The sequence below is a fragment of the Phyllobacterium bourgognense genome, from assembly GCF_003337575.1.
GTDB lineage: Bacteria > Pseudomonadota > Alphaproteobacteria > Rhizobiales > Rhizobiaceae > Phyllobacterium > Phyllobacterium bourgognense.
The window spans coordinates 360,776-382,090 of sequence record NZ_QPJM01000004.1; the positions used below are offsets into that span (position 1 = coordinate 360,776).

The following is a 21,315-nucleotide window of genomic DNA, read 5'->3' on the forward strand; positions in this document are numbered from 1 at the left end:
ACGTCCGGAGGCCGAACAGCACCGGATCGACAAGGCGCTCGCCCGCAAGATGCGCAAACGCGGCGATGAATCGAAGTTCTGGTGGCTGATCCCGACGCTGTACATCATCTTTTTGATGCTGCCGATCTACTGGCTCATCAATATGAGCTTCAAGACCAACCAGGAAATCCTCGGCGCTTTCTCGCTGTGGCCGCAGAACCCCACCTTGCACAACTACGCGGTCATCTTCACCGATCCATCCTGGTACAAGGGTTATATCAATTCCATCATCTATGTGGTGATGAACACGGCGATCTCGGTGCTGGTAGCATTGCCCGCAGCTTATGCCTTCTCGCGTTACCGCTTCCTCGGCGACAAACACCTGTTCTTCTGGCTGCTGACCAATCGTATGGCGCCGCCCGCCGTGTTTGCGTTGCCTTTCTTCCAGCTTTATTCGGCCTTTGGCCTGATCGATACGCACATCGCCGTGGCGCTCGCGCACTGCCTGTTCAACGTCCCGCTGGCCGTGTGGATTCTTGAAGGCTTCATGTCGGGCGTTCCGAAAGAAATCGACGAAACCGCCTATATCGACGGCTACTCCTTCCCGCGTTTCTTCGTGAAGATATTCGTACCGCTCATCGCCAGCGGCATCGGCGTTGCTGCCTTCTTCTGCTTCATGTTCTCATGGGTGGAATTGCTGATCGCCCGCACCCTGACGACGACCGCGGCAAAGCCGATCGCCGCCATCATGACCCGCACGGTTTCCGCTTCCGGCATGGATTGGGGCGTTCTTGCCGCTGCCGGGGTGCTGACCATCATTCCGGGCGCGATCGTTATTTACTTCGTCCGCAATTACATCGCCAAGGGCTTCGCCCTGGGGAGGGTATAATGGAAATGACAAGGCGTTGGCCTGTAGTGCTGGCGGCAGTCGTCGCCGCTTTCGCAATCATGGTCGGGCTGCTCGTGGGAGCGGTTCCTTTCAAGGATGGTGCGCGCGACTGGTTCGCGCCACTGGCCAAAGGCGGTTGGATGGCCTGGACTTTCCCGACGGCACTGTTTTTCTTGACTATTTTCTTTCTGATGTCGCTGATGGCCGTATGGGAATATGCATCTCCAGGTGGCAATCCGCGTGTCGGCATCCTGCGCTTTGAAACCACACGCGGCGACCGCCTGTTCGTGTCGCTGCTCGGCAGCGCATTCATTCACCTCGCCTGGCTCGGACTGATCGGTCCGAACCTCTGGTGGGCTCTGGCTCTCTCTGTGGTCTACGCAATCGGCGTATTCCGCTTTGTCTAGAAACAATATGTCCGGCACCCGCCGGACAATTGACGATGCAATCGCAACTCTGGGAGGACTACATATGCGAACGCGATTATTGACAACAACCACAGCCCTCGCGCTGCTGTTTGGCGCAGGCAATGCCTGGGCCGGCATGGACGAGGCAAAGGCTTTCCTCGATAAGGAAATCGGCGATATGTCGACCCTCGATCGAGCCGGGCAGGAAAAGGAAATGCAGTGGTTCGTCGATGCGGCAAAGCCTTTTGCCGGTATGGACATCAAGGTGGTCTCAGAGACCATCACCACGCATGAATACGAGTCGAAGACCCTTGCCAAGGCGTTCACCGATATTACGGGCATCAAGATCACGCACGATCTGATCGGTGAAGGCGACGTCGTTGAAAAACTGCAGACACAGATGCAGTCGGGCGAAAACGTCTATGATGCCTATATCAATGATAGCGATCTGATCGGTACCCACTGGCGCTATCAGCAGGCGCGCAGCCTGACCGACTGGATGACGAACGAAGGCAAGGACGTTACCAATCCCGAACTCGACATTGACGACTTCATCGGCAAGTCGTTCACCACTGCGCCAGACGGCAAGCTCTATCAGCTGCCTGACCAGCAGTTCGCGAACCTCTACTGGTTCCGCTACGACTGGTTCAACGACGAGAAGAACAAGGCGGACTTCAAGGCGAAGTATGGCTACGACCTCGGCGTTCCGGTCAACTGGTCGGCCTATGAGGATATTGCCGAGTTCTTCACCGGCCGCGAAGTGGACGGCAAGAAGGTCTATGGCCACATGGACTATGGCAAGAAGGACCCGTCACTGGGCTGGCGCTTCACGGATGCCTGGCTTTCGATGGCCGGCAATGGTGACAAGGGGATCCCGAACGGCAAGCCTGTCGACGAATGGGGCATCAAGGTCGATGCGAATTCGCGGCCCGTCGGCTCGTGCGTGGCACGCGGTGGTGACACCAACGGCCCGGCTGCGGTCTATTCGATCCAGAAGTATCTGGACTGGATGAAGGCCTATGCTCCGGCCGCAGCGCAGGGCATGACCTTCTCGGAGTCGGGACCGGTGCCATCGCAGGGCGAGGTTGCCCAGCAGATGTTCACCTACACGGCCTTCACGGCCGACTTCGTCAAGCCCGGCCTGCCCGTTGTCAATGAGGATGGCACGCCGAAATGGCGTTTCGCCCCATCGCCGCATGGCGTCTACTGGAAGGACGGCATGAAGCTCGGCTACCAGGACGCCGGATCCTGGACATTGCTCAAGTCCACTCCGGACGATCGTGCCAAGGCGGCCTGGCTCTATGCACAGTTCGTCACGTCCAAGACCGTTGACGTGAAGAAGAGCCATGTTGGTCTTACCTTCATCCGTCAGTCGACGCTCGATCACAAGTCGTTCACTGACCGCGCGCCGAAGCTTGGCGGCCTGATCGAGTTCTACCGCTCGCCGGCTCGCTTGCAATGGTCCCCGACTGGTACCAATGTTCCGGATTATCCGAAGCTGGCTCAGCTCTGGTGGCAGGCGATCGGCGATGCGTCTTCCGGTGCGAAATCCGCACAGGAAGCCATGGACTCGCTGTGTTCCGAGCAGGAGAAGGTTCTCGGACGCCTCGAAAAGTCAGGCGTGCAGGGTGATATCGGTCCGAAACTGGCCGAAGAACATGACCTTGCCTACTGGAATGCCGATGCCGTCAAAAACGGCAATCTTGCTCCGCAGTTGAAGGTCGAGAACGAAAAGGAAAAGCCCCAGACCATCAACTACGATGAACTGGTCAAGAGCTGGAACAAGTAAGTTCCAGGCGTATTGGTGGGGGGAGGGGCGGCGTTTCGGCGCTGCCCCTTTTTTGTTGATCTGAACCACTCAGAACTGCCAAAGCTAACTCACGAAGAGCCGTCTTCAGCCTAGTTATTGACAAACAGACGCGGCTCGAAGGAATATCCAAGAGCTGCGTAGGCTGCATCGACACAAGGTCGAAAGGGCAATGCCCGCCTCCATGATGTAACAACAGATGCGCCTATGCCGAATCTTGAAAATCTTAAGAAGCAAGCCAAGCAGTATTTGCGTTGGCATCGGGAGCGGTACTATCCCGTGGCCGCTGAAATCAGGGCCGTTTTGCCACGGTTTCAACACCTTGGTGACAGTGAGATACTGGAAGCGAGCTTCAAACTCTCTGACGCGCAAGAACTTGTCGCACGTCAAATGGGGTTCGAGGGATGGCCGGCGCTCAAGTCAGGAGCCCAATCCATGAGCACACAATTCAAAAGGACCGCACTACGTCCCGTTCTTGCTTCGACCTCGGCGCAACTCTTTGTGAGCGACATTCAGGTGTCGTGCAGCTTTTTCACCGACAAGCTCGGATTCACCATTGACTTCATCTACGGCGAACCGCCGTTCTACGGACAGGTCATTCGCGACAAGGCGCGGCTCGCGCTACGGCTGGTGTGCGAACCAGTATTCGTGAATGACATCCGGGAGCGTGAGCACCTGCTCTCCGCATCGATCACAGTCGATACAGCCGATGAGATCAAACAACTTTTTCTGGATTTTCAGGCCAACGGCGTGCCGTTTCATCAGACGATCAAGAAAGAACCGTGGGGTGCCCGAAATTTCATTGTGTTGGATCCAGATGGGAATCTCATACTATTTGCGGGTCCAGCAGGCTGAACTTTGGTCCGATCTTCAAACGCCGTAAACCTGCAGCAGGCTCTTCATTCGGCTGACCGCAAGCTCGGGCTTGTCCAGAACATTCGCCTGATCGGCCAGCCGGAAGATATCCGCATAGTGAACGATACTGCGCGCCGATTGCAGGCCCGCCGGCATGGTGAAATGGCTTTGATGGCCGTTGAGCCAGGCGAGGAATACCACCCCGGCCTTGTAGTATTGAGTAGGGGCTTGGAAAATCTTGCGCGACAGCGGTACGGTCGGCTCGATGACGTTGCGGAAGGCCTGCGTTTCGCCTTTCGCAAGATGCGCCAAGGCCTTGGACGCCGAGGGCGCTACCGCATCGAAGATGCCAAGCAGCGCATGGCTGTAACGTTCGCCATCGCCTTCGATCAATCCGGCATAGTTGAAATCATCCCCGGTGAAACAGAGCACGCCTTCCGGCAGCCGCTGGCGCAATCCGATTTCCTTGGCGTTGTCGAGCAACGAAATCTTTATGCCCTCGATCTTGTCCCTGTTGTCGCCGATGATGGCGAGAACGGTTTCCAGGGCATGTTCGAACGATGGGGAGCCCCAATAGCCGGCTAACTGCGGGTCGAACATGTCTCCAAGCCAATGCAGGACGACCTTGTTGCCGGTCTGGCGCAGGATCTCGCCATAGACCATACGGTAGTCGTCCGCGGTACGGGCAACGCGGGCCAGAGCCCGGCTCGCCATCATGACAGCCCGTCCGCCCTCCGCCTCGACAAATCCGATCTGCGTCTCATAGGCTTCGATCACGTCGTGGAGGCTCCTGGCATCCTCCGGCGCCAGTTGATCGGTACCGGCGCCGCAGGCAAGGTCCGCTCCATCAAAAGTCCGCGCCTCGGCCAGCGATCGCCGGATCAGTTCCTGTGCACCTGCCCAATCAACACCCATGCCTCGCTGTGCCGTATCCATTGCCTCGGCGATCTTGAAACCAAGCGACCATAGGTGATGGCGAAATGCCATAGTTGCATCCCAATCGATTGCGGGTGCATCCCAAGGCCGGGCGTCGCGCAATGGATCGGAAACCACATGGGCGGCCGCATAGGCGATCCGGTTGAACGTTGGCGGGCTTGAAGGCGCGGCAATCGGAACGCCGGTCAAGGCGTAATCGAAGGTCGCCCCGCTCGCATTCGGCAGTTGAATTTTCAGGGTCATTCTGCATCGCTCCCGGAACAATCAGCCTCTTCTAATTTGGAACGTTCCAAAAAACAAGCAACAATTTAATGGCATCAGAAATTAATAATATTCCGCAGTAAGGCGTCGCAGCAATAAAACCTCTTGACGAATTTGGAACGTTCCAATTATATGAAGGCCGATGGAGGATTTTCGTTGAACAAAACCCGGACCAGTATTGTGGATATTGCTCACGCCGCCGGCGTGTCGAAATCCACTGTCTCGTTGGTCCTGCAGGGCAGTCCGCTCGTCAATGAAAAAACCCGCGAAAAGGTCAATGCGCTGATCGGCGATCTTGGCTATGTCTATAATCGCGGCGCCGCCAACCTGCGGCAATCGAAGTCGAAGATCATCGGCATTGTCGTCAATGATCTCACCAACAGTTTCTTTGCCGAACTCGCAGTCGGCATGGACATGATGGTCCAGTCGGCAGGCTACGTGCAGTTCCTGGCTCACAGCGGCGAGAGTGTCGATCGTCAGCGCGAAGTCATTTCCTCGATGCGCGAGAATGGTATTGCCGGGCTGATCCTGTCGCCGGCGCGTGGCACGGAAGCCAGCGATATCAAGCCGCTCGCCGATAGCGGCATTCCCGTGGTGCTGGTCGTGCGCAATGTGCCCGGCGCGAAAGTCTCGACGCTTCTTTCCGATAATTATGTCGGTGCCAAGGCTGCTATCCGCCATCTGATCTCGCTGGGCCATAGCCGCATTGCCTTCATGGGCGGATTTGTGGATACGGCGGTTTTTGGCGAGCGGCTGCGCGGTTATCGCGACGCGCTGGCAGAAGCGAATATCCCGCTCAACGAAAAATTCGTCATCCACTCCGCACCGTCGCGCGCCGGCGGTGTTGCTGCGGTAGAGCGAATGATGGTGTTTGCCGAGCGCCCGACCTCCGCCCTCTGCCTCAATGACGCGGTTGCCTTTGGCGTTTGCGACGGCCTGCGTTCCAGCAATATCGAGCCTGGCAAGGGCTTCGGCATCATCGGTTTCGACGATGTGATCGAGGCGAAAACGGCCGTACCCGCGCTGACCACCGTTTCGGTCGATCCGCAGGGCATGGGGCAGCGCGCGGCGCAACTGGTCCTGAAGCAAATTAATGCCGGACAAACAGATCCGGAATCCATCGTGACATCGGTGCGCCTGGTTGTGCGCCAAAGCTGCGGTGCGCCCGTAAAACAGTTGGAGGAGTTGGCATGACACGCTGGGGATTGATCGGCGCAAGCACGATTGCGCATGAGTGGGTAATCGATGCGATCCGCGCCAGCGGCGGTGAAATCGTCGCCGTGATGAGCACGAACGAAGAGCGTGGCAAAAAATATGCGGCGGACCACAACATCCCGAAGTCAGTGACCTCGCTCGACGCGCTGGTCGGCGATCCGGATGTCGATGCCGTTTATATTTCAACGACCAACGAGTTGCATAAGGACCAGGTAATGGCGGCTGCAAAGGCCGGCAAGCACATTCTGTGCGAGAAGCCGCTGGCGACTAGCCTTGCCGACGCGCACGCCATGGTCGAAGCCTGCCGCGCCGCAAATGTCGTTTTCGCCACCAATCATCATCTGCGCAACGCAGCCAGTCACACGGCGATGCGCGAAGCCATTGCCGCTGGCAAGATTGGAACGCCGCTTGCCGCCAAGGTCTTTCATGCCGGTTACCTTCCCCCGCATCTGCAGGGCTGGCGGCTTGATCGTCCGGAGGCCGGAGGCGGGGTCATTCTCGACATAACAGTGCATGACACGGACACACTCCGCTACGTTCTTGGTGATGATCCCGTCGAGGCGACGGCATTCGCTCAGAAAAGCGGCCTTGCCAAGGCCGGACTTGAGGACGCGGTCATGGGCGTCATGCGTTTCAAGTCGGGTGTTGTAGCCCTGTTTCATGATGGCTTCACCACGAAATATGCCGAGACCGGCTTCGAAGTGCATGGCACTCAAGGTTCGCTTGTCGGCCGCAATGTTATGACACAGCGGCCGATCGGCACCGTAACGTTGCGCAATGCGGATGGCGAGACGGAACTGAAGCTGGACCATAAGAACCTCTACGAAACCGGCATCGCCAAATTCCACGCCGCCATCGCCGGCAACGGCCATCCCGCGGCGAGCGGCGAAGATGGCTTGTGGTCGCTCGCTGCCGGGCTCGCCGTCACTGAAGCTGCCAGGACCGGTACTGCACAACCTATCAATCCCGGACTCTGAGAAAACGAATACCGATATGAACAAGCACATCACCCCCGAAGAGGCCGCGAAACTCATTCCCGATGAAGCGATCATTTCGGTCTCGTCTTCGAGCGGTCTCGGCTGTCCGGATCTGATGTTGAAGGCCATCGGCGCTCGCTTCGATGCGACTGGTCATCCGCGCGATCTTACGACACTGCATCCGATTGCGGCGGGGGATATGAGCGGCATCAAGGGTGTCGATCACATCGCCAAGAAGGGCTTGCTCAAGAAGATTATCGGCGGCTCCTATCCGTCCGGCCCGTCCAGCGCTGAACCTCCGCTGATCTGGCAGATGATCGGCAATGATGAGGTGGCGGCCTACAACATTCCTTCCGGCATTCTGTTCGATATGCACCGGGAAGCGGCGGCGAAGCGCCCGGGCGTTTTCACCAAGGTCGGGCTCGATACTTTTGTCGACCCGGACCGGCAGGGCTGCGCCATGAATGCCTCCGCCGCCGAAGAGCCGGTCGTTCGCAAGATCGAGTTCGGCGGCGAAGAGTGGCTGTTCTTCAAGCCCATCATTCCGCAGGTCGCGATCATCCGCGCCACCACAGCTGATGAGCGCGGCAATCTCACCTACGAGCACGAAGGGGCCTATCTCGGCGGCTTCGATCAGGCGCTGGCGGTGCGCAACAATGGCGGCATCGTCATCGCGCAGGTCAAACGCTTCACCAAGAGCGGTTCGATGAAGCCGCACGATGTGCGCGTTCCCGGCATCCTCGTGGATTACGTCGTGATTGACCCCGACCAGAAGCAGACCACGCAAACGCTCTACGATCCGGCTATTTCCGGCGAAATTTTCCATCCGCTCGAAGATTTCGCGCTCCCGGATTTCAATATCCAGAAAGTCATTGCGCGCCGCGTCGCAACCGAGCTCGAAACTGGCAGTGCCGTCAATCTCGGCTTCGGCATTTCCGCCAACGTGCCGCGCATTCTGCTTGAGGAGGGCTTGCACGGTGCAGTCACCTGGGTGATCGAGCAGGGACCTGTCGGCGGTATCCCGCTTCTGGATTTCGCGTTCGGCTGCGCTTCCAACGCGGAAGCGTTCGTGCCCTCACCGCACCAGTTTACCTATTTCCAGGGCGCGGGTTTTGATGCCTCGCTGCTGTCGTTCCTCGAGATCGACAAGTCCGGCTCGGTCAACGTGTCGAAGCTCAGCTTCCGCCCGCATGTAACAGCTGGAGCAGGCGGTTTTGTCGATATCACCGCAAGGGCGCGCAAGATCGTGTTCTCCGGCATGTTCAATGCGGGCGCGAAGGTTCATGTCGAGGATGGAAAGCTGGTCATCGAAAAGGAAGGCAAGCTGAAGAAGCTCGTCACGCAAGTCGAGCACGTCACTTTCTCCGGCCGTCGCGCCGTCGAGCAAGGTCAGGACATCACCTATGTCACCGAACGTTGCGTCATGGTCCTGAGGCCGGAAGGCGTGGTCCTGACCGAAATCGCGCCGGGCGTAGACCTGCAGACCGACATTCTCGATCAATCGGAATTCCCGCTGGTCGTTGCCCGCGATCTAAAGCTGATGGATGCGCATCTGTTTGTGCCGGAGCCATTCGGCCTGAAGTTGCCGCAGAAACCGCAAAGGACGCTCCATGGCTGACCCGCGCATCAACGTCGCCTTCGCCGGCCCTATTGCCACGATTACCGTGTCGCGTCCGGAAAAGCTCAATGCCTTCGACCTCGACATGTTGAAGGACCTGAGCGCTGCCTGCGATGCAGTGGAGACCAACGCGCAGGTGCGGGTCGCGATCCTCACCGGCGCCGGCAAGGCATTTTCCGCAGGCGGCGATATCAAGGCTTGGGCAGCGATGACGCCAAATGAGTTCGGCCATGCCTGGGTGCGTTTCGGCCATCGTGTTTTCGAACGGCTGGCGACACTGCGTGTGCCGTTGATCGCGGCTCTTAACGGCCATGCGCTGGGCGGCGGCCTCGAATTGGCTGCTGCGGCGGATATCCGTATCGCAGAAACACAGATCAAGCTCGGCCTGCCGGAGACCGGCCTCGGCATGGTGCCGGGCTGGTCCGGCACGCAGCGGCTGGTCCGGCGTTTTGGCGCGCAGGTGGTTCGCCGCATGGCGCTTGGCGGCGAGATCTTTACCGCCGGCGAAGGACAGGCACTCGGCCTCGTCGATCATGTGGTCGAAACCGGTACCGCGGTTTCGACGGCGCAAGCCTATGCAGAGCGCATCACCAAGCGCGGCCCGGCTGCCGTGGAGGTGGCAAAACTGATGATCGCTTCAGCCAATGGCGAAGACAATGGAACGGCGGTCGAGGCACTTGGCTCGATCCTCGTCGCAAAAACTGCGGACCTCAAAGAAGGTGTTTCGGCCTTTGCCGAAAAACGTGAGCCCGTGTTCAAGGGAGAATGGTAATGACAGTTCTGGTGCGGCCTCAGGCACTCGATAATTTCAAGGTGCGTGAATTCCAGATGCTGATCGACGGGCAATGGACCGACGGCGCCGAAGGCGGCGTCATTGAGCGCAAAAGCCCCGGTCATGGCGTGGTCGTCTCGCGTTACCAGGCAGCGACCAAGGCTGATGCGACACGCGCAATTGCCGCCGCCCGCCATGCATTCGACAATGGCCCTTGGTCTACAATGACCGGCGCGGAGCGTTCGAACATCATTCTCAAGGCCGCCGACCTCATCGCAGCGCGTTCCGAAGAACTTGCCTGGCTTGACTGTATCGAGTCCGGCAAACCAATCAGCCAGGCCAAGGCCGAACTCGGTGGCGCCGTCGATATCTGGCGCTACGCGGCTGCACTTGGCCGCGACTTGCATGGCGAAAGCTATAACACGCTTGGAGATGCAACACTGGGTGTCGTCCTGCGCGAGGCGATCGGTGTCGTCTCGATCATAACGCCCTGGAATTTCCCCTTCCTCATCGTAAGCCAGAAGTTACCCTTCGCGCTCGCCGCCGGGTGCACCGCTGTGGTGAAACCATCTGAGCTGACATCCGGCTCGACGCTGGTGCTTGGTGAAATTCTGATGGAAGCCGGCGTTCCGGCTGGCGTGGTCAATATTGTCGTCGGCACGGGTGCCGAGGTTGGTGCGCCAATGACCACGCACCCGGATGTCGACATGGTCTCGTTCACCGGCTCGACGCTTGTCGGCAAGCTGACCATGGCCAATGCCGCCCAGACCCTGAAGAAGGTCTCGCTTGAACTTGGCGGCAAGAACCCGCAGATCGTGTTTCCCGATGCCAATCTCGACGATTTCATCGATGCGGCAGTGTTCGGTGCCTACTTCAACGCAGGCGAATGCTGCAATGCCGGGTCCCGCCTGATCGTTCATCGCGATATTGCCGACGAGGTCGTGCATCGTGTCGCAGCGCTCTCCGCCAAGGTCAGGGTTGGCGATCCGCTCGATCCGCAAACCAAGGTTGGCGCGATCATAACGCCGGAGCATCTCGCCAAGGTCGGCGCCTACGTCCGCAACGCCGCTTCTGCGGGAGCGAATGTCAGCCATGGCGGTGAAGCGCTCGATCTCGGCATGGGACAGTTCATGGCACCGACGATCCTTTCGGCAGTCCAGCCGGAGATGGCCGTGGCGCGGGAAGAGGTATTCGGACCGGTGCTGTCTGTGCTAACATTCGACACGCAGGAGGATGCCATCCGTATCGCGAATTCCATCGATTATGGACTGTCCGCTGGCGTCTGGAGCCGCGACTTCGATACCTGCATGACAGTCGGCCGCCAGGTACGTGCTGGAACTATCTGGATGAACACCTTCATGGACGGCGCATCGGAGCTGCCCTTCGGCGGATACAAGCAATCCGGGCTCGGCCGTGAACTCGGCAGGCACGCGGTAGAGGACTATACGGAAACCAAGACTTTGAACATGCACATGGGTAGGAGGAAAGTAGTATGGTCAGGAGACTAAATCGATTGTAATAGCCGTTCTGCCTATTGTATGAATGCCCCGGACCTAAGGGCACCTTCGGTCGGACAAGTTAAATTTTATCTCTTTTTTCTCTGGGAGGATCGTTATGAAAAAGCTGATGAATACTGTTGCCGCTGCAGCAATGCTGCTCGGTACAGCAACGATGGCCCGTGCGGCCGAAAACGTCGAGGTCCTGCATTGGTGGACCTCCGGCGGTGAAGCGACGGCGCTGGAAGTGCTCAAGAAGGATCTCGAATCCAAGGGCATCACCTGGTCCGACATGCCGGTTTCCGGTGGTGGCGGTACGGAAGCCATGACTGTTCTGCGTGCCCGTGTTACGGCCGGCAATCCGCCGACAGCCGTACAGATGCTCGGTTTCGACATCACCGACTGGGCGAAACAGGGTGCTCTCGGCAATCTCGATGAAGTTGCTGCCAAGGAAAAATGGGATGACGTGATCCCGACCGCCCTGCAGAAGTTCTCGAAATATGACGGCCACTGGATTGCAGCGCCGGTCAACGTGCATTCGACCAACTGGATCTGGATCAACAAGGCTGCCCTCGACAAGGCCGGTGGCAAGGAGCCTGCTAACTGGGATGAGCTGATCGCTCTTCTCGACAACTTCAAGGCGCAGGGCATTACGCCGATCGCCCATGGTGGCGTGCCATGGCAGGATGCGACGATTTTCGATGCTGTCGTCCTTTCTCTCGGCAACGACTTCTACAAGTCGGCGTTCATCGACCTTGATCCCGCTGCTCTTGGCAGCGACAAGATGAAGGTAGCCTTCGACCGCATGACCAAGCTGCGTACCTATGTGGATGACAACTTCTCCGGTCGCGACTGGAATCTTGCTTCCGCAATGGTCATCGAAAACAAGGCAGGTCTGCAGTTCATGGGCGATTGGGCCAAGGGCGAATTCGTCAAGGCTGGCAAGGTGCCAGGCAAAGATTTCGTCTGCATGCGCTTCCCGGGTACTCAGGGTTCGGTCACCTTCAACTCCGACCAGTTCGCCATGTTCAAGGTCAGTGAAGCACAGCTCAAGCCGCAGCTCGTCATGGCGTCGGCCATTGAAAGCCCGACCTTCCAGTCGGCGTTCAATGTCGTAAAGGGTTCTGCTCCAGCGCGTACCGATGTACCGGATACGGCTTTTGATGATTGCGGCAAGAAGGCCATCAAGGATCTTGCCGAAGCCAACAAGGCAGGCACGCTCTTTGGGTCCATGGCCCATGGTCATGCCAATCCGGCAGCTGTCAAGAACGCCATCTATGACGTCGTGACCCGTGAATTCAACGGCGACTTGACCTCGGAAGAAGCTGTCAAGGAACTCGTTTCGGCTGTTGAAGCGGCGAAATAAGTTAGGCGTTTCTGTCCGGGGCGATGTCGCCCCGGACAGGTTCCCCGCGATGCTTCGCGGCAATATAAGATTACACATCGAGGGGTGAGGCTATGGATACCCGCAGCCGCATACAGGACCTGATACCGAAACTGGTATTGGGACCGAGTTTTCTGATCGTCCTGATTTTCGTCTACGGCTTCATCGCCTATACCGGCATCCTGTCGTTCACCGACAGCAAGATGCTGCCATCCTACGGCTTTGTCGGTTTCGATAACTACCGCAGGCTCTGGGCGTTGCCACATTGGTGGCGCGCGATCACCAATCTCGGTATTTTCGCCTCGCTCTATATCATCATCTGCACGGTCATCGGTCTCGGTCTCGCCATCCTGCTCGACCAGAAGATCCGCATCGAAGGGCTCCTGCGCCCGATTTATCTCTACCCGATGGCACTTTCCTTCATCGTCACCGGCGTTGCGTGGAAATGGTTCCTTGATCCCGGTATCGGTCTTGAAAATACCATGCACCAATGGGGCTGGGAGAGTTTTCACTTCAACTGGATCAAGGACTCCAAAATGGCGATCTATACGGTGGTCATCGCCGCCGTCTGGCAATCTTCCGGCTTCGTCATGGCCATGTTTCTTGCCGGTCTGCGTGGTGTCGACAATGAAATCATCAAGGCGGCGCAGATCGATGGCGCTTCGACCGGCATGATCTATCGCCGCATCATCATTCCGCTCATGCGCCCGGTTTTCCTCTCCGCCTTCGTCGTGCTCGCCCATCTCGCCATCAAGGCCTATGATCTTGTGATTGCGCTGACCGGCGGCGGACCGGGCCAGGCCACCGAATTGCCCGCGACCTTCATGTATTCCTATACTTTCACCCGCAATTCCATGGGCATCGGCGCGTCCTCAGCCATCATCATGCTGATCATGATCTTCTCGATCATCGTTCCGTATCTTTACTCGGAAATCAGAGGGGGCAGCAAATGAGTGCCCAGAGCCCGGATAATGCTATCTCCAGCGGCAAGCTGACACGCGTACTGATCTACGCGGCGCTGTTCCTGTTCGCCTTCTATTACCTGCTGCCGCTCTATGTCATGCTGGTCAATTCGCTGAAACCGCTGGACGAAATCCGTCAGGGTGGCATGCTTTCGCCGCCGCATGAATGGACCATCCAGCCCTGGCTCACAGCCTGGTCGACGGCACAAATCGGCGTGCAGCCGACAGGGCTCAGGCCCTATTTCATCAACTCGATCCTCATGGTCGTGCCTGCGGTGGCCATCTCCACGGTTGTCGGTGCGCTCAATGGCTACGTGCTGACCAAATGGAAGTTCCGCGGCTCCAATCTGATGTTCGGCATGCTGCTGCTCGGCTGCTTCATCCCGTTCCAGATCGTGCTCATTCCCATGGCGCGCATGCTCGGGTTGCTCGGCATGGCCGGTACGATCCAGGGCCTGATCCTCGTCCACATCGTCTATGGTCTTGGCTTCACCACGCTCTACTTCCGCAACTATTACGAGGCGTTTCCAACCGAACTCGTCCGCGCGGCGCAGATCGACGGCGCGAGCTTCTTCCAGATATTCCGCCGCATCCTTCTGCCGTCATCGGGGCCGATCATCGTCGTGTCCGTCATCTGGCAGTTCACCAATATCTGGAACGACTTCCTGTTCGGTGCCTCCTTCTCCGGTTTCTCAAGCACGCCAATGACGGTTGCGCTCAACAATCTCGTCAATTCGTCGACCGGCGTGAAGGAATATAACGTGCATTTCGCCGGCGCCATTCTCGCAGCGCTGCCAACTCTCATCGTCTACATCGTTTCCGGACGCTATTTCGTCCGCGGCCTCATGTCCGGCGCCGTGAAGGGATAAATCAATGTCATTTCTCCAGATCAAAGACCTGCATAAATCCTACGGCAATGTGCCGATCCTCAAGGATATCAATATCGAGATAGACGAGGGCGGCTTCCTCGTGCTCGTCGGTCCTTCAGGCTGCGGCAAGTCCACGTTGCTCAACACCATCGCGGGGCTGGAACCGATCACCTCCGGCGATATCTCCATCAAGGGCAAGTCGATCAGCGGACTGCATCCCTCCAAGCGCGATATCGCGATGGTGTTTCAGTCCTATGCGCTCTATCCGAATATGACCGTTGGCGGCAACATCGCCTTCGGCATGGAAATTCGGGGCGTTCCGAAGCCGGAGCGCGAAAAGGCCATCAAGCAGGTTGCCGACATGCTGCAGATCGGCCATCTGCTCGAGCGCAAGCCCAGCCAGCTTTCCGGTGGCCAGCGTCAGCGCGTCGCCATGGGCCGCGCGCTTGTGCGCAATCCGCAGGTATTCCTGTTCGACGAACCGCTCTCCAATCTTGATGCCAAGCTGCGCGTTGATATGCGCACGGAAATCAAGCGGCTGCACCAGCGCATGAAGACCACCATCGTTTATGTGACGCACGACCAGATTGAGGCGATGACGCTCGCCAGCAAGATCGCGGTTCTGAAGGATGGCGTGCTGCAACAGTTCGGCACCCCGGCGGAAATCTACAACAACCCGACCAATCTTTTCGTTGCCGATTTCATGGGGTCACCGGCGATGAACCTGCTCAAGGCCAGGATTGAAGGCAGCGCTTCGGATCTGCATGTCGTGCTCGATCGGCCAGATGCGGCACCCCTGCGCCTGCCGATCAAGAAGACCAACAGCGCTCTCGTCGGATATGCCGGCAAGGATGTCATCTTCGGCATTCGCCCGGAAGCGCTGACTGATCCGGATGGCGCGGACCGCAATGCGGGTTCGCTGGTTGAGGGCGAGTGCCTGATCGAAGTGGTCGAGCCCGCAGGTTCGGATACTTTCGCGGTGACGAAGCTTGGCGGCAAGGAAGTGGTTGCCCGCCTGCGTGCGGATGCGCAGATTGTTCCCGGGGCGAAAACACAGCTCGCCTTCAATCTGGACAAGGCCGTATTCTTCGATCCGCAATCGCAATTGCGTATCGGCGCCTGAAGCGCATGAACGGTCAATGCGCATGAGCCAGGAGGTACAACCGGCCACAGCCGCAGATATCGTGATCATTGGCTCAGGCATTGGCGGCGCGACGATGGCGGCAGGACTTGCCGCCTCGGGCGCGGATATCCTCATCCTTGAGGCGGGCGATCACCTGCCCGATCGTCCCGAGAATCGCGATCCCCGGGCGATCTTCCAGCGTGGCTTCTTCCGCCCGAGGGAAAACTGGTACGACGAGACCGGGAGCGCCTTCAACCCCGGCAACTATTACAATGTGGGCGGCAATTCGAAATTCTACGGGGCGGTGCTGACGCGCTATCGCTCCGAGGATTTCGAGGAGATGCAGCATCTCGAAGGCGTGTCGCCTGCCTGGCCCTTTCCTTATGAGGAATTGGAACCTTGGTATGGCAAGGCCGAAGCTTTGTTCCAGGTTCGAGGCAAGTTAGGCGAAGACCCGACCGAGCCGCTCCATTCGACACCCTACGACTTTCCCCCGGTTCCTGACGAAGCGCCTATCGCTGCCTTGCGGGAGCGGCTGAAGACGGCGGGTATTCACCCATCCACTTTGCCGCTCGGAGTCGATATCGATACCTGGCTGTCCCACGGCAAGACTCCATGGGACGCGCATCCCAACAGTTTCAACGGCAAGATGGATGCCGAGACCACAGCTCTGGCATCCGCGCTCAAACACAAGAATGTCAGATTGCAGACCAATTCCCGTGTCACCCGGCTTGAAACTGTACCTGACGGCACCACCATCGCCGCGGTGCACTATGAAAAAGACGGCACGCGCTACATCATCAAGCCCAAGCTTGTCATCCTTTCTGCCGGCGCGGTCCAGTCTGCCGTGCTGCTCCTGCGTTCCGCCGATGAAGCCAATCCCGCCGGCCTTGCCAATCGTTCCGATCAGGTCGGGCGCAATTTCATGAACCACAATCTCTCGGCGGTCATCGGCTTCGATCCACGGTTCAGGAATGATTCCGTCTACCAGAAAACCTTTGGTTTCAATGATTTCTACCTGTCCGACGGCAATGGCGGTGCGCCGCTCGGCAATGCCCAACTGCTCGGACGCATAAGCGGACCAGTGCTTAAATCGGATCTGAAGCTCGTGCCCGAGTGGATACTCGATCGCTTCTGCGCCCATACGGTGGATTTTCTTGCAATGAGCGAGGATGTGCCAAAACCGGACAGCCGCGTTCGCGTCGATGGCGACAGGATCATCCTTGAATGGATCCGCAGCAATTGGCCGGCGCATCAAAAGCTGGTTGCGCAGATCAAATCGGTGCTGCGCTCGGCCGGTTTCCCGCTCGTTCTCTCCAAGGCCTTCGACCGCAAGACCCCGTCGCATCAATGCGGCACGGTCCGCATGGGTGACGACCCGGCGCACGCGCCGCTCGACATCTATTGCCGCGCCTTTCAGCACCCGAACCTGTTCGTGGTCGATGCAGCGTTCCTGCCAACCTCCGCCGCCGTCAATCCGGCACTGACCATTGCTGCGCAGGCATTGCGTGTGGCGGATCATATCGTGTCGAAGGAGCTTGCGTGATGAAACCTGTGGCTCTCGTCACCGGCGCGCGCCGCGGCATCGGGCTTGGCATAGCCAAAGCTCTGGCATCGAAGGGCTTCAACCTTGCCATCACCGACATTGTCGATGACGCCACCAGTCAATCGGCAATCAAAACGCTCGAGAAGCTCGGTGCCAGGGCCGTCTTCATCCAGTCGGACATAGCTGACCTTTCAAGCCATGGCGCAACAGCCGAGACCGCCATTGCGAAGTTCGGCCGAATCGATTGCCTCGTCAACAATGCCGGTATCGGCTCGAAAGTTCGTGGAGATTTCCTCGATCTTGAGCCAGCTAACTATAATACGATTTTCGACATCAATCTGCGCGGGACCGTGTTCTTCACGCAGGCTGTATTGCGGACGATGCTGGCAGGGAACACCTCATCCCATCCGCGCTCGATCATTAATATAACATCTGTTTCCGCCGGGATGACCTCGCCTGAACGGCTCGATTACTGCATGACAAAAGCGGCGCTGGCTGCCTTCACCCAAGGCCTCGCCCTGCGTCTGGCAGATCAGGGCATCAGCGTCTTCGACGTGCGCCCCGGTATCATCCGTTCAGACATGACTGCGGTTGCCGCGGCGAAATACGACAAACTGATCGCCGAGGGCCTTGTGCCCATGAAGCGCTGGGGCGAGCCGGAAGATCTCGGCCGCATCGTCACGGCGCTGGCCAGCGGCGATTTCAACTTTGCCACCGGCTCCGTCATCAATGCCGATGGCGCCCTTTCGATAAGCAGGCTCTAAACCATGACCTATGACTACATCATCACCGGCGCGGGTCCTGCAGGTTGCGTCCTCGCCAATCGCCTCAGTGAAGATCCGGCAATTTCCGTGCTGCTGCTGGAAGCAGGCGGCGGCGATTGGAACCCGCTGTTCCACATGCCCGCCGGCTTCGCCAAGATGACCAAGGGCGTCGCGAGCTGGGGCTGGGAAACCGTCCCGCAGAAGTACATGAAAAACCGTGTGCTTCGCTATACACAGGCCAAGGTCATCGGTGGCGGGTCGAGCATCAATGCGCAGCTTTACACGCGCGGAAATGCAACCGACTACGATTTGTGGGCGAGCGAGGATGGTTGCAAAGGCTGGAGTTACCGCGATGTCCTGCCCTATTTCAAGCGCGCCGAAGACAATCAGCGTTTTGCCGACGACTACCATTCCTATGGCGGGCCGCTGGGCGTCTCCATGCCCGCGGCCACCTTGCCGATCTGCGATGCCTATATCCGCGCCGGTCAGGAGCTGGGCATACCCTATAATCATGATTTCAACGGTAGGCAGCAGGCTGGCGTTGGTTTTTACCAGCTGACGCAGCGCGATCGCCGCCGGTCGTCCGCGTCGATGGCCTATCTCACGCCTATAAAAGAGCGCAAGAACCTGACAGTCCGCACCGGCGCCCAGGTATCGAGGGTCATCGTCGAGGGCAAGCGTGCCATTGGTGTCGAGATCATCAACAACAATGCACGCGAAATTGTCCGGGCCAACCGCGAGGTTCTGGTGAGTTCCGGCGCAATAGGCTCGCCAAAACTCCTGCTGCAATCCGGCATTGGCCCCGCCGATCACTTGAAAAGCGTCGGCGTGCCGGTGGTACATGATCTGCCGGGCGTCGGCGAGAACATGCAGGATCACCTTGACCTGTTCGTCATCTGCGAATGCACCGGCGATCACACCTATGATGGTGTAGCCAAGCTGCACAGGACCCTGTGGGCCGGGCTGCAATATGTGCTGTTCCGCTCAGGACCTGTGGCGTCGAGCCTGTTCGAGACCGGCGGTTTCTGGTACGCCGATGACGAGGCCCGCTCGCCCGATATCCAGTTTCATCTTGGCCTCGGTTCCGGCATTGAAGCAGGTGTTGAGCGGTTGAAGAATGCCGGCGTCACGTTGAATTCGGCTTATCTGCATCCCCGTTCACGCGGCACCGTTCGGCTGCAATCGGCGGATCCATCCGCGGCACCGCTGATCGATCCGAACTATTGGAGCGATCCGCATGATCGAAAGATGTCGATCGAGGGGCTGAAGCTCGCCAGGGAAATCATGCAACAGGCGGCGTTGAAACCATTCGTCATGGCGGAGCGCCTGCCAGGACCAAAATACAATACCGACGAGGAACTGTTCGACTATGGCTGCGCCAATGCCAAGACCGATCATCATCCGGTCGGTACGTGCAAGATGGGCACCGACCCCATGGCCGTCGTCGATTTGGAGCTGAAGGTTCGAGGTCTTGAAGGTCTGCGTGTCTGCGACAGTTCGGTGATACCGCGCGTCCCGTCCTGCAACACCAACGCGCCAACGATCATGATGGGCGAAAAAGGTGCGGATATCATTCGCGAAATGACACCGCTGCCTCCAGCGATCTTCTCCAATGAAATGAATGAAAAACGCCCGCGGGCGCGGGCAGATATTCGCTGACGGCTCCACTTACCCTCCCCCTGGTGGGGAGGGAGGCTGCGTAGCAGTAGGGAGGGGTTCTTTTGCAACGTTAAGAAGGCCCCTCCCGTCGCTTCGCTCCGCCCTCCCCCTCAAAGGGGGAGATAAGTGCCGTCACACCTCAATGCAGTCTGGTATCCAGAAATACGCCGGCCTCACGCGCGGCGCTGATAAAGGCATGGCGCGCCTTGTGCGCTGGCTTCCAGCCGTCAAGCGCATCAAGGCAGGCTTGCAGAGCCCGGCGATAGCTCGGTCCTTTCTTGGCGGGCCAATAACTTCGCAGGCATTCGATCGCTTCCCAAACGCTGGAGACTGCTCGTTGACCGGCAGTTCCAAGAGTGATCATAACCGGGATGGGAAAACGCTTGTCGTTCATCACTTCCTCCACAAATGTCGGATAGTTTGGCAGCGGTTTTGCGCCGTTCAGCCAACCATAGAAATGAGTCCGGTATGAGTCCGGTTCCATGACAATTTGAAGAAATATTCTTGAACGATCGAAGGGTAGGGCTCCGACCAACCGGCCCTATCATTGGCAGTCATCTGTTTTTTAGATGACCCTAAACAATCTATGTATTGGATAGGTGCCGGAACTCTCACTAACCATCGATATGCGCCGAACGGCGCACTTCGCTTGGGAGAGCGAAGGCAAGGGGGACCGGGAAAATATTCACTGGGAGGAACATGATGAATATAGACAAATTCCGCCGCGGTTTTGCACGATCCGCCGCCTGCGTTGCACTCATCATTGGTACGTTGCTCGGTCCGGCACTGGCACAATCCGCCATCGACGAGATTGCCAAGTATGGTGGCGCGGATCGCATGGACCGGCTGGTCGCGGGAGCCAGGAAAGAAGGGGCGCTTACGCTGTACACCGCGACACCCGTCGAGGATGTCATGGCGATCACCAAGGCTTTTGAAACCAAGTATGGAATTCCCGTTACCGTCTGGCGGGGCAGTTCCGAAGATGTGCTGCATCGTGCCGTGACGGAAATAAAGGCCGGCCGCAATGAAGTCGACGTCATCGAAACGAATGGACCGGAGTTGGAAGCGCTGCATCGCGAAGGGGTGCTCCAACCGATAGAATCGCCGGTGATGTCCGACATTTATCCCGACGCGGTTCCGCGAGCCAGGGATTGGGTCGGAAGCCGGCTCAACATCATTACCGCAGCCTATAACACCAACCTTGTCAAGGAAGCAGATCTGCCCAAGACATGGCAGGATCTTCTCGATCCGCGTTGGTCCGGCAAAATCGGTCTGGAAGCCGAGGCCTATGACTGGATGGCAACCATCGCTGCAACGTTTCCCTCCGAGAAAGAGGGCAACGATTTCTTCCGCAAGCTCGCGGCGACAAATGGCCTTTCGCTACGCAAGGGTCACTCCCTCCTCTCCCAACTCACCGCCTCGGGCGAAGTGCCCTTTGCCTTGACGACGTATCTCTATAAAGCCGATCAGATGCACAAGGATGGTGCGCCGATCAATTGGTATGCGCTTGGTCAGTCGGTGGCGCGCATCAACGGCCTAGGCGTGGCCCGCACCGCCCGGCACCCGAATGCTGCAGTGCTTTTTCAGGACTTCACCCTGACCGACGGGCAGAAAATCCTCGCGGATCGCGGATTCACGCCTACCAATGTCAAGCTCGTCCCGCTTCCGGAAGGATTGCAGGTGCGCGTTGTCGACCCATCCAGCACGCTGGATAATTTGCCGAAGTGGCGCGACACCTTCAACGCGGCCGTCAAGGGTCAATGAATTTGCGGCGGCCCCTCGACCGAATGTTCTCC

19 protein-coding genes are annotated in these 21,315 nt (G+C 58.3%); 17 read left to right on the plus strand and 2 right to left on the minus strand.

All coding sequences use genetic code 11. The annotated features are described in order from the left end of the window. Window positions 1–49: 49 nt before the first annotated feature. From C7476_RS10515 to C7476_RS10530, 4 genes are all read left to right on the plus strand, one after another. Complete coding sequence (locus tag C7476_RS10515) at window positions 50–868, plus strand: carbohydrate ABC transporter permease (protein ID WP_114429914.1); 819 nt, start codon at window positions 50–52, stop codon at window positions 866–868. Next, window positions 868–1,275 (plus strand): DUF2160 domain-containing protein, encoded by a 408-nt coding sequence (locus tag C7476_RS10520; protein WP_114429861.1) that lies wholly within the window; start codon window positions 868–870, stop codon window positions 1,273–1,275. The genes C7476_RS10515 and C7476_RS10520 overlap by 1 nt, the downstream gene beginning before the upstream one ends. 64 nt (window positions 1,276–1,339) lie before the next feature. Next, window positions 1,340–3,064, plus strand: a complete 1,725-nt coding sequence (locus C7476_RS10525) for an ABC transporter substrate-binding protein (protein ID WP_114429862.1) — start codon at window positions 1,340–1,342, stop codon at window positions 3,062–3,064. A gap of 225 nt (window positions 3,065–3,289) precedes the next feature. Further along, window positions 3,290–3,937 (plus strand): VOC family protein, encoded by a 648-nt coding sequence (locus C7476_RS10530; RefSeq protein ID WP_114429863.1) that lies wholly within the window; start codon window positions 3,290–3,292, stop codon window positions 3,935–3,937. 15 nt (window positions 3,938–3,952) lie between these two features. Here C7476_RS10530 and C7476_RS10535 read toward each other — a convergent pair whose 3' ends face one another. Next, on the minus strand, window positions 3,953–5,116 hold the full coding sequence (locus C7476_RS10535; RefSeq protein WP_114429864.1) for a dihydrodipicolinate synthase family protein: 1,164 nt from the start codon (window positions 5,114–5,116) through the stop codon (window positions 3,953–3,955). Between the two features lie 150 nt (window positions 5,117–5,266). On the opposite strand from C7476_RS10535, the gene C7476_RS10540 reads away from it, so the two are divergent. The 12 genes from C7476_RS10540 to C7476_RS10595 all read left to right on the plus strand — a co-directional run bounded on the left by C7476_RS10540 (window position 5,267) and on the right by C7476_RS10595 (window position 19,519). Continuing rightward, complete coding sequence (locus C7476_RS10540; RefSeq protein ID WP_425373964.1) at window positions 5,267–6,328, plus strand: LacI family DNA-binding transcriptional regulator; 1,062 nt, start codon at window positions 5,267–5,269, stop codon at window positions 6,326–6,328. Further along, a complete protein-coding gene (locus C7476_RS10545; protein WP_114429865.1) occupies window positions 6,325–7,326 on the plus strand; it encodes a Gfo/Idh/MocA family protein in 1,002 nt (333 codons plus the stop codon). The genes C7476_RS10540 and C7476_RS10545 overlap by 4 nt, the downstream gene beginning before the upstream one ends. A gap of 16 nt (window positions 7,327–7,342) precedes the next feature. After that, window positions 7,343–8,944 carry an acyl CoA:acetate/3-ketoacid CoA transferase gene (locus tag C7476_RS10550; RefSeq protein WP_114429866.1) on the plus strand — a complete coding sequence of 534 codons (1,602 nt, stop codon included), beginning with the start codon at window positions 7,343–7,345 and terminating at the stop codon, window positions 8,942–8,944. Beyond that, a complete protein-coding gene (locus C7476_RS10555) occupies window positions 8,937–9,716 on the plus strand; it encodes an enoyl-CoA hydratase/isomerase family protein (RefSeq protein ID WP_114429867.1) in 780 nt (259 codons plus the stop codon). The genes C7476_RS10550 and C7476_RS10555 overlap by 8 nt, the downstream gene beginning before the upstream one ends. Then, the gene (locus C7476_RS10560) at window positions 9,716–11,224 is read left to right on the plus strand and encodes an aldehyde dehydrogenase family protein (protein ID WP_114429868.1); all 1,509 of its coding nucleotides are present in this window, start codon (window positions 9,716–9,718) and stop codon (window positions 11,222–11,224) included. Before C7476_RS10555 ends, C7476_RS10560 begins: the two co-directional genes overlap by 1 nt. Before the next feature lie 106 nt (window positions 11,225–11,330). After that, window positions 11,331–12,578: an ABC transporter substrate-binding protein gene (locus tag C7476_RS10565; protein ID WP_114429869.1), complete on the plus strand. Its 1,248-nt coding sequence runs from the start codon at window positions 11,331–11,333 to the stop codon at window positions 12,576–12,578. Window positions 12,579–12,670: 92 nt separating this feature from the next. Next, complete coding sequence (locus C7476_RS10570; RefSeq protein WP_114429870.1) at window positions 12,671–13,549, plus strand: carbohydrate ABC transporter permease; 879 nt, start codon at window positions 12,671–12,673, stop codon at window positions 13,547–13,549. Next, window positions 13,546–14,427 (plus strand): carbohydrate ABC transporter permease, encoded by an 882-nt coding sequence (locus tag C7476_RS10575; RefSeq protein WP_114429871.1) that lies wholly within the window; start codon window positions 13,546–13,548, stop codon window positions 14,425–14,427. The genes C7476_RS10570 and C7476_RS10575 overlap by 4 nt, the downstream gene beginning before the upstream one ends. A gap of 4 nt (window positions 14,428–14,431) precedes the next feature. Further along, window positions 14,432–15,550: an ABC transporter ATP-binding protein gene (locus C7476_RS10580; RefSeq protein ID WP_114429872.1), complete on the plus strand. Its 1,119-nt coding sequence runs from the start codon at window positions 14,432–14,434 to the stop codon at window positions 15,548–15,550. 16 nt (window positions 15,551–15,566) lie between these two features. Beyond that, a complete protein-coding gene (locus C7476_RS10585; protein WP_114429873.1) occupies window positions 15,567–17,096 on the plus strand; it encodes a GMC oxidoreductase in 1,530 nt (509 codons plus the stop codon). After that, window positions 17,096–17,860, plus strand: coding sequence for a 3-ketoacyl-ACP reductase (locus tag C7476_RS10590; protein WP_114429874.1), 765 nt, complete (start codon window positions 17,096–17,098; stop codon window positions 17,858–17,860). The genes C7476_RS10585 and C7476_RS10590 overlap by 1 nt, the downstream gene beginning before the upstream one ends. A gap of 3 nt (window positions 17,861–17,863) precedes the next feature. Further along, a complete protein-coding gene (locus tag C7476_RS10595; protein WP_114429875.1) occupies window positions 17,864–19,519 on the plus strand; it encodes a GMC family oxidoreductase in 1,656 nt (551 codons plus the stop codon). Window positions 19,520–19,658: 139 nt separating this feature from the next. On the opposite strand, the gene C7476_RS10600 is transcribed toward C7476_RS10595, so the two are convergent. After that, a complete protein-coding gene (locus tag C7476_RS10600) occupies window positions 19,659–19,913 on the minus strand; it encodes a DUF982 domain-containing protein (RefSeq protein WP_114429916.1) in 255 nt (84 codons plus the stop codon). 305 nt (window positions 19,914–20,218) lie between these two features. On the opposite strand from C7476_RS10600, the gene C7476_RS10605 reads away from it, so the two are divergent. Further along, a complete protein-coding gene (locus C7476_RS10605) occupies window positions 20,219–21,283 on the plus strand; it encodes an ABC transporter substrate-binding protein (RefSeq protein ID WP_245426255.1) in 1,065 nt (354 codons plus the stop codon). Window positions 21,284–21,315 lie beyond the last annotated feature (32 nt).

Bases quoted from the DNA above. Each gene is read 5' to 3' on its own strand.
- C7476_RS10605 (WP_245426255.1), top strand. From the start codon at position 20,219: ATGATGAATATAGACAAATTCCGCCGCGGTTTTGCACGATCCGCCGCC.
- C7476_RS10580 (WP_114429872.1), top strand. From the start codon at position 14,432: ATGTCATTTCTCCAGATCAAAGACCTGCATAAATCCTACGGCAATGTG.
- C7476_RS10550 (WP_114429866.1), top strand. From the start codon at position 7,343: ATGAACAAGCACATCACCCCCGAAGAGGCCGCGAAACTCATTCCCGAT.
- C7476_RS10560 (WP_114429868.1), top strand. From the start codon at position 9,716: ATGACAGTTCTGGTGCGGCCTCAGGCACTCGATAATTTCAAGGTGCGT.
- C7476_RS10575 (WP_114429871.1), top strand. From the start codon at position 13,546: ATGAGTGCCCAGAGCCCGGATAATGCTATCTCCAGCGGCAAGCTGACA.
- C7476_RS10530 (WP_114429863.1), top strand. From the start codon at position 3,290: ATGCCGAATCTTGAAAATCTTAAGAAGCAAGCCAAGCAGTATTTGCGT.
- C7476_RS10525 (WP_114429862.1), top strand. From the start codon at position 1,340: ATGCGAACGCGATTATTGACAACAACCACAGCCCTCGCGCTGCTGTTT.
- C7476_RS10590 (WP_114429874.1), top strand. From the start codon at position 17,096: ATGAAACCTGTGGCTCTCGTCACCGGCGCGCGCCGCGGCATCGGGCTT.
- C7476_RS10585 (WP_114429873.1), top strand. From the start codon at position 15,567: ATGCGCATGAGCCAGGAGGTACAACCGGCCACAGCCGCAGATATCGTG.
- C7476_RS10520 (WP_114429861.1), top strand. From the start codon at position 868: ATGGAAATGACAAGGCGTTGGCCTGTAGTGCTGGCGGCAGTCGTCGCC.
- C7476_RS10545 (WP_114429865.1), top strand. From the start codon at position 6,325: ATGACACGCTGGGGATTGATCGGCGCAAGCACGATTGCGCATGAGTGG.
- C7476_RS10565 (WP_114429869.1), top strand. From the start codon at position 11,331: ATGAAAAAGCTGATGAATACTGTTGCCGCTGCAGCAATGCTGCTCGGT.
- C7476_RS10600 (WP_114429916.1), bottom strand. From the start codon at position 19,913: ATGAACGACAAGCGTTTTCCCATCCCGGTTATGATCACTCTTGGAACT.
- C7476_RS10540 (WP_425373964.1), top strand. From the start codon at position 5,267: ATGAAGGCCGATGGAGGATTTTCGTTGAACAAAACCCGGACCAGTATT.
- C7476_RS10535 (WP_114429864.1), bottom strand. From the start codon at position 5,116: ATGACCCTGAAAATTCAACTGCCGAATGCGAGCGGGGCGACCTTCGAT.
- C7476_RS10595 (WP_114429875.1), top strand. From the start codon at position 17,864: ATGACCTATGACTACATCATCACCGGCGCGGGTCCTGCAGGTTGCGTC.
- C7476_RS10515 (WP_114429914.1), top strand. From the start codon at position 50: ATGCGCAAACGCGGCGATGAATCGAAGTTCTGGTGGCTGATCCCGACG.
- C7476_RS10570 (WP_114429870.1), top strand. From the start codon at position 12,671: ATGGATACCCGCAGCCGCATACAGGACCTGATACCGAAACTGGTATTG.
- C7476_RS10555 (WP_114429867.1), top strand. From the start codon at position 8,937: ATGGCTGACCCGCGCATCAACGTCGCCTTCGCCGGCCCTATTGCCACG.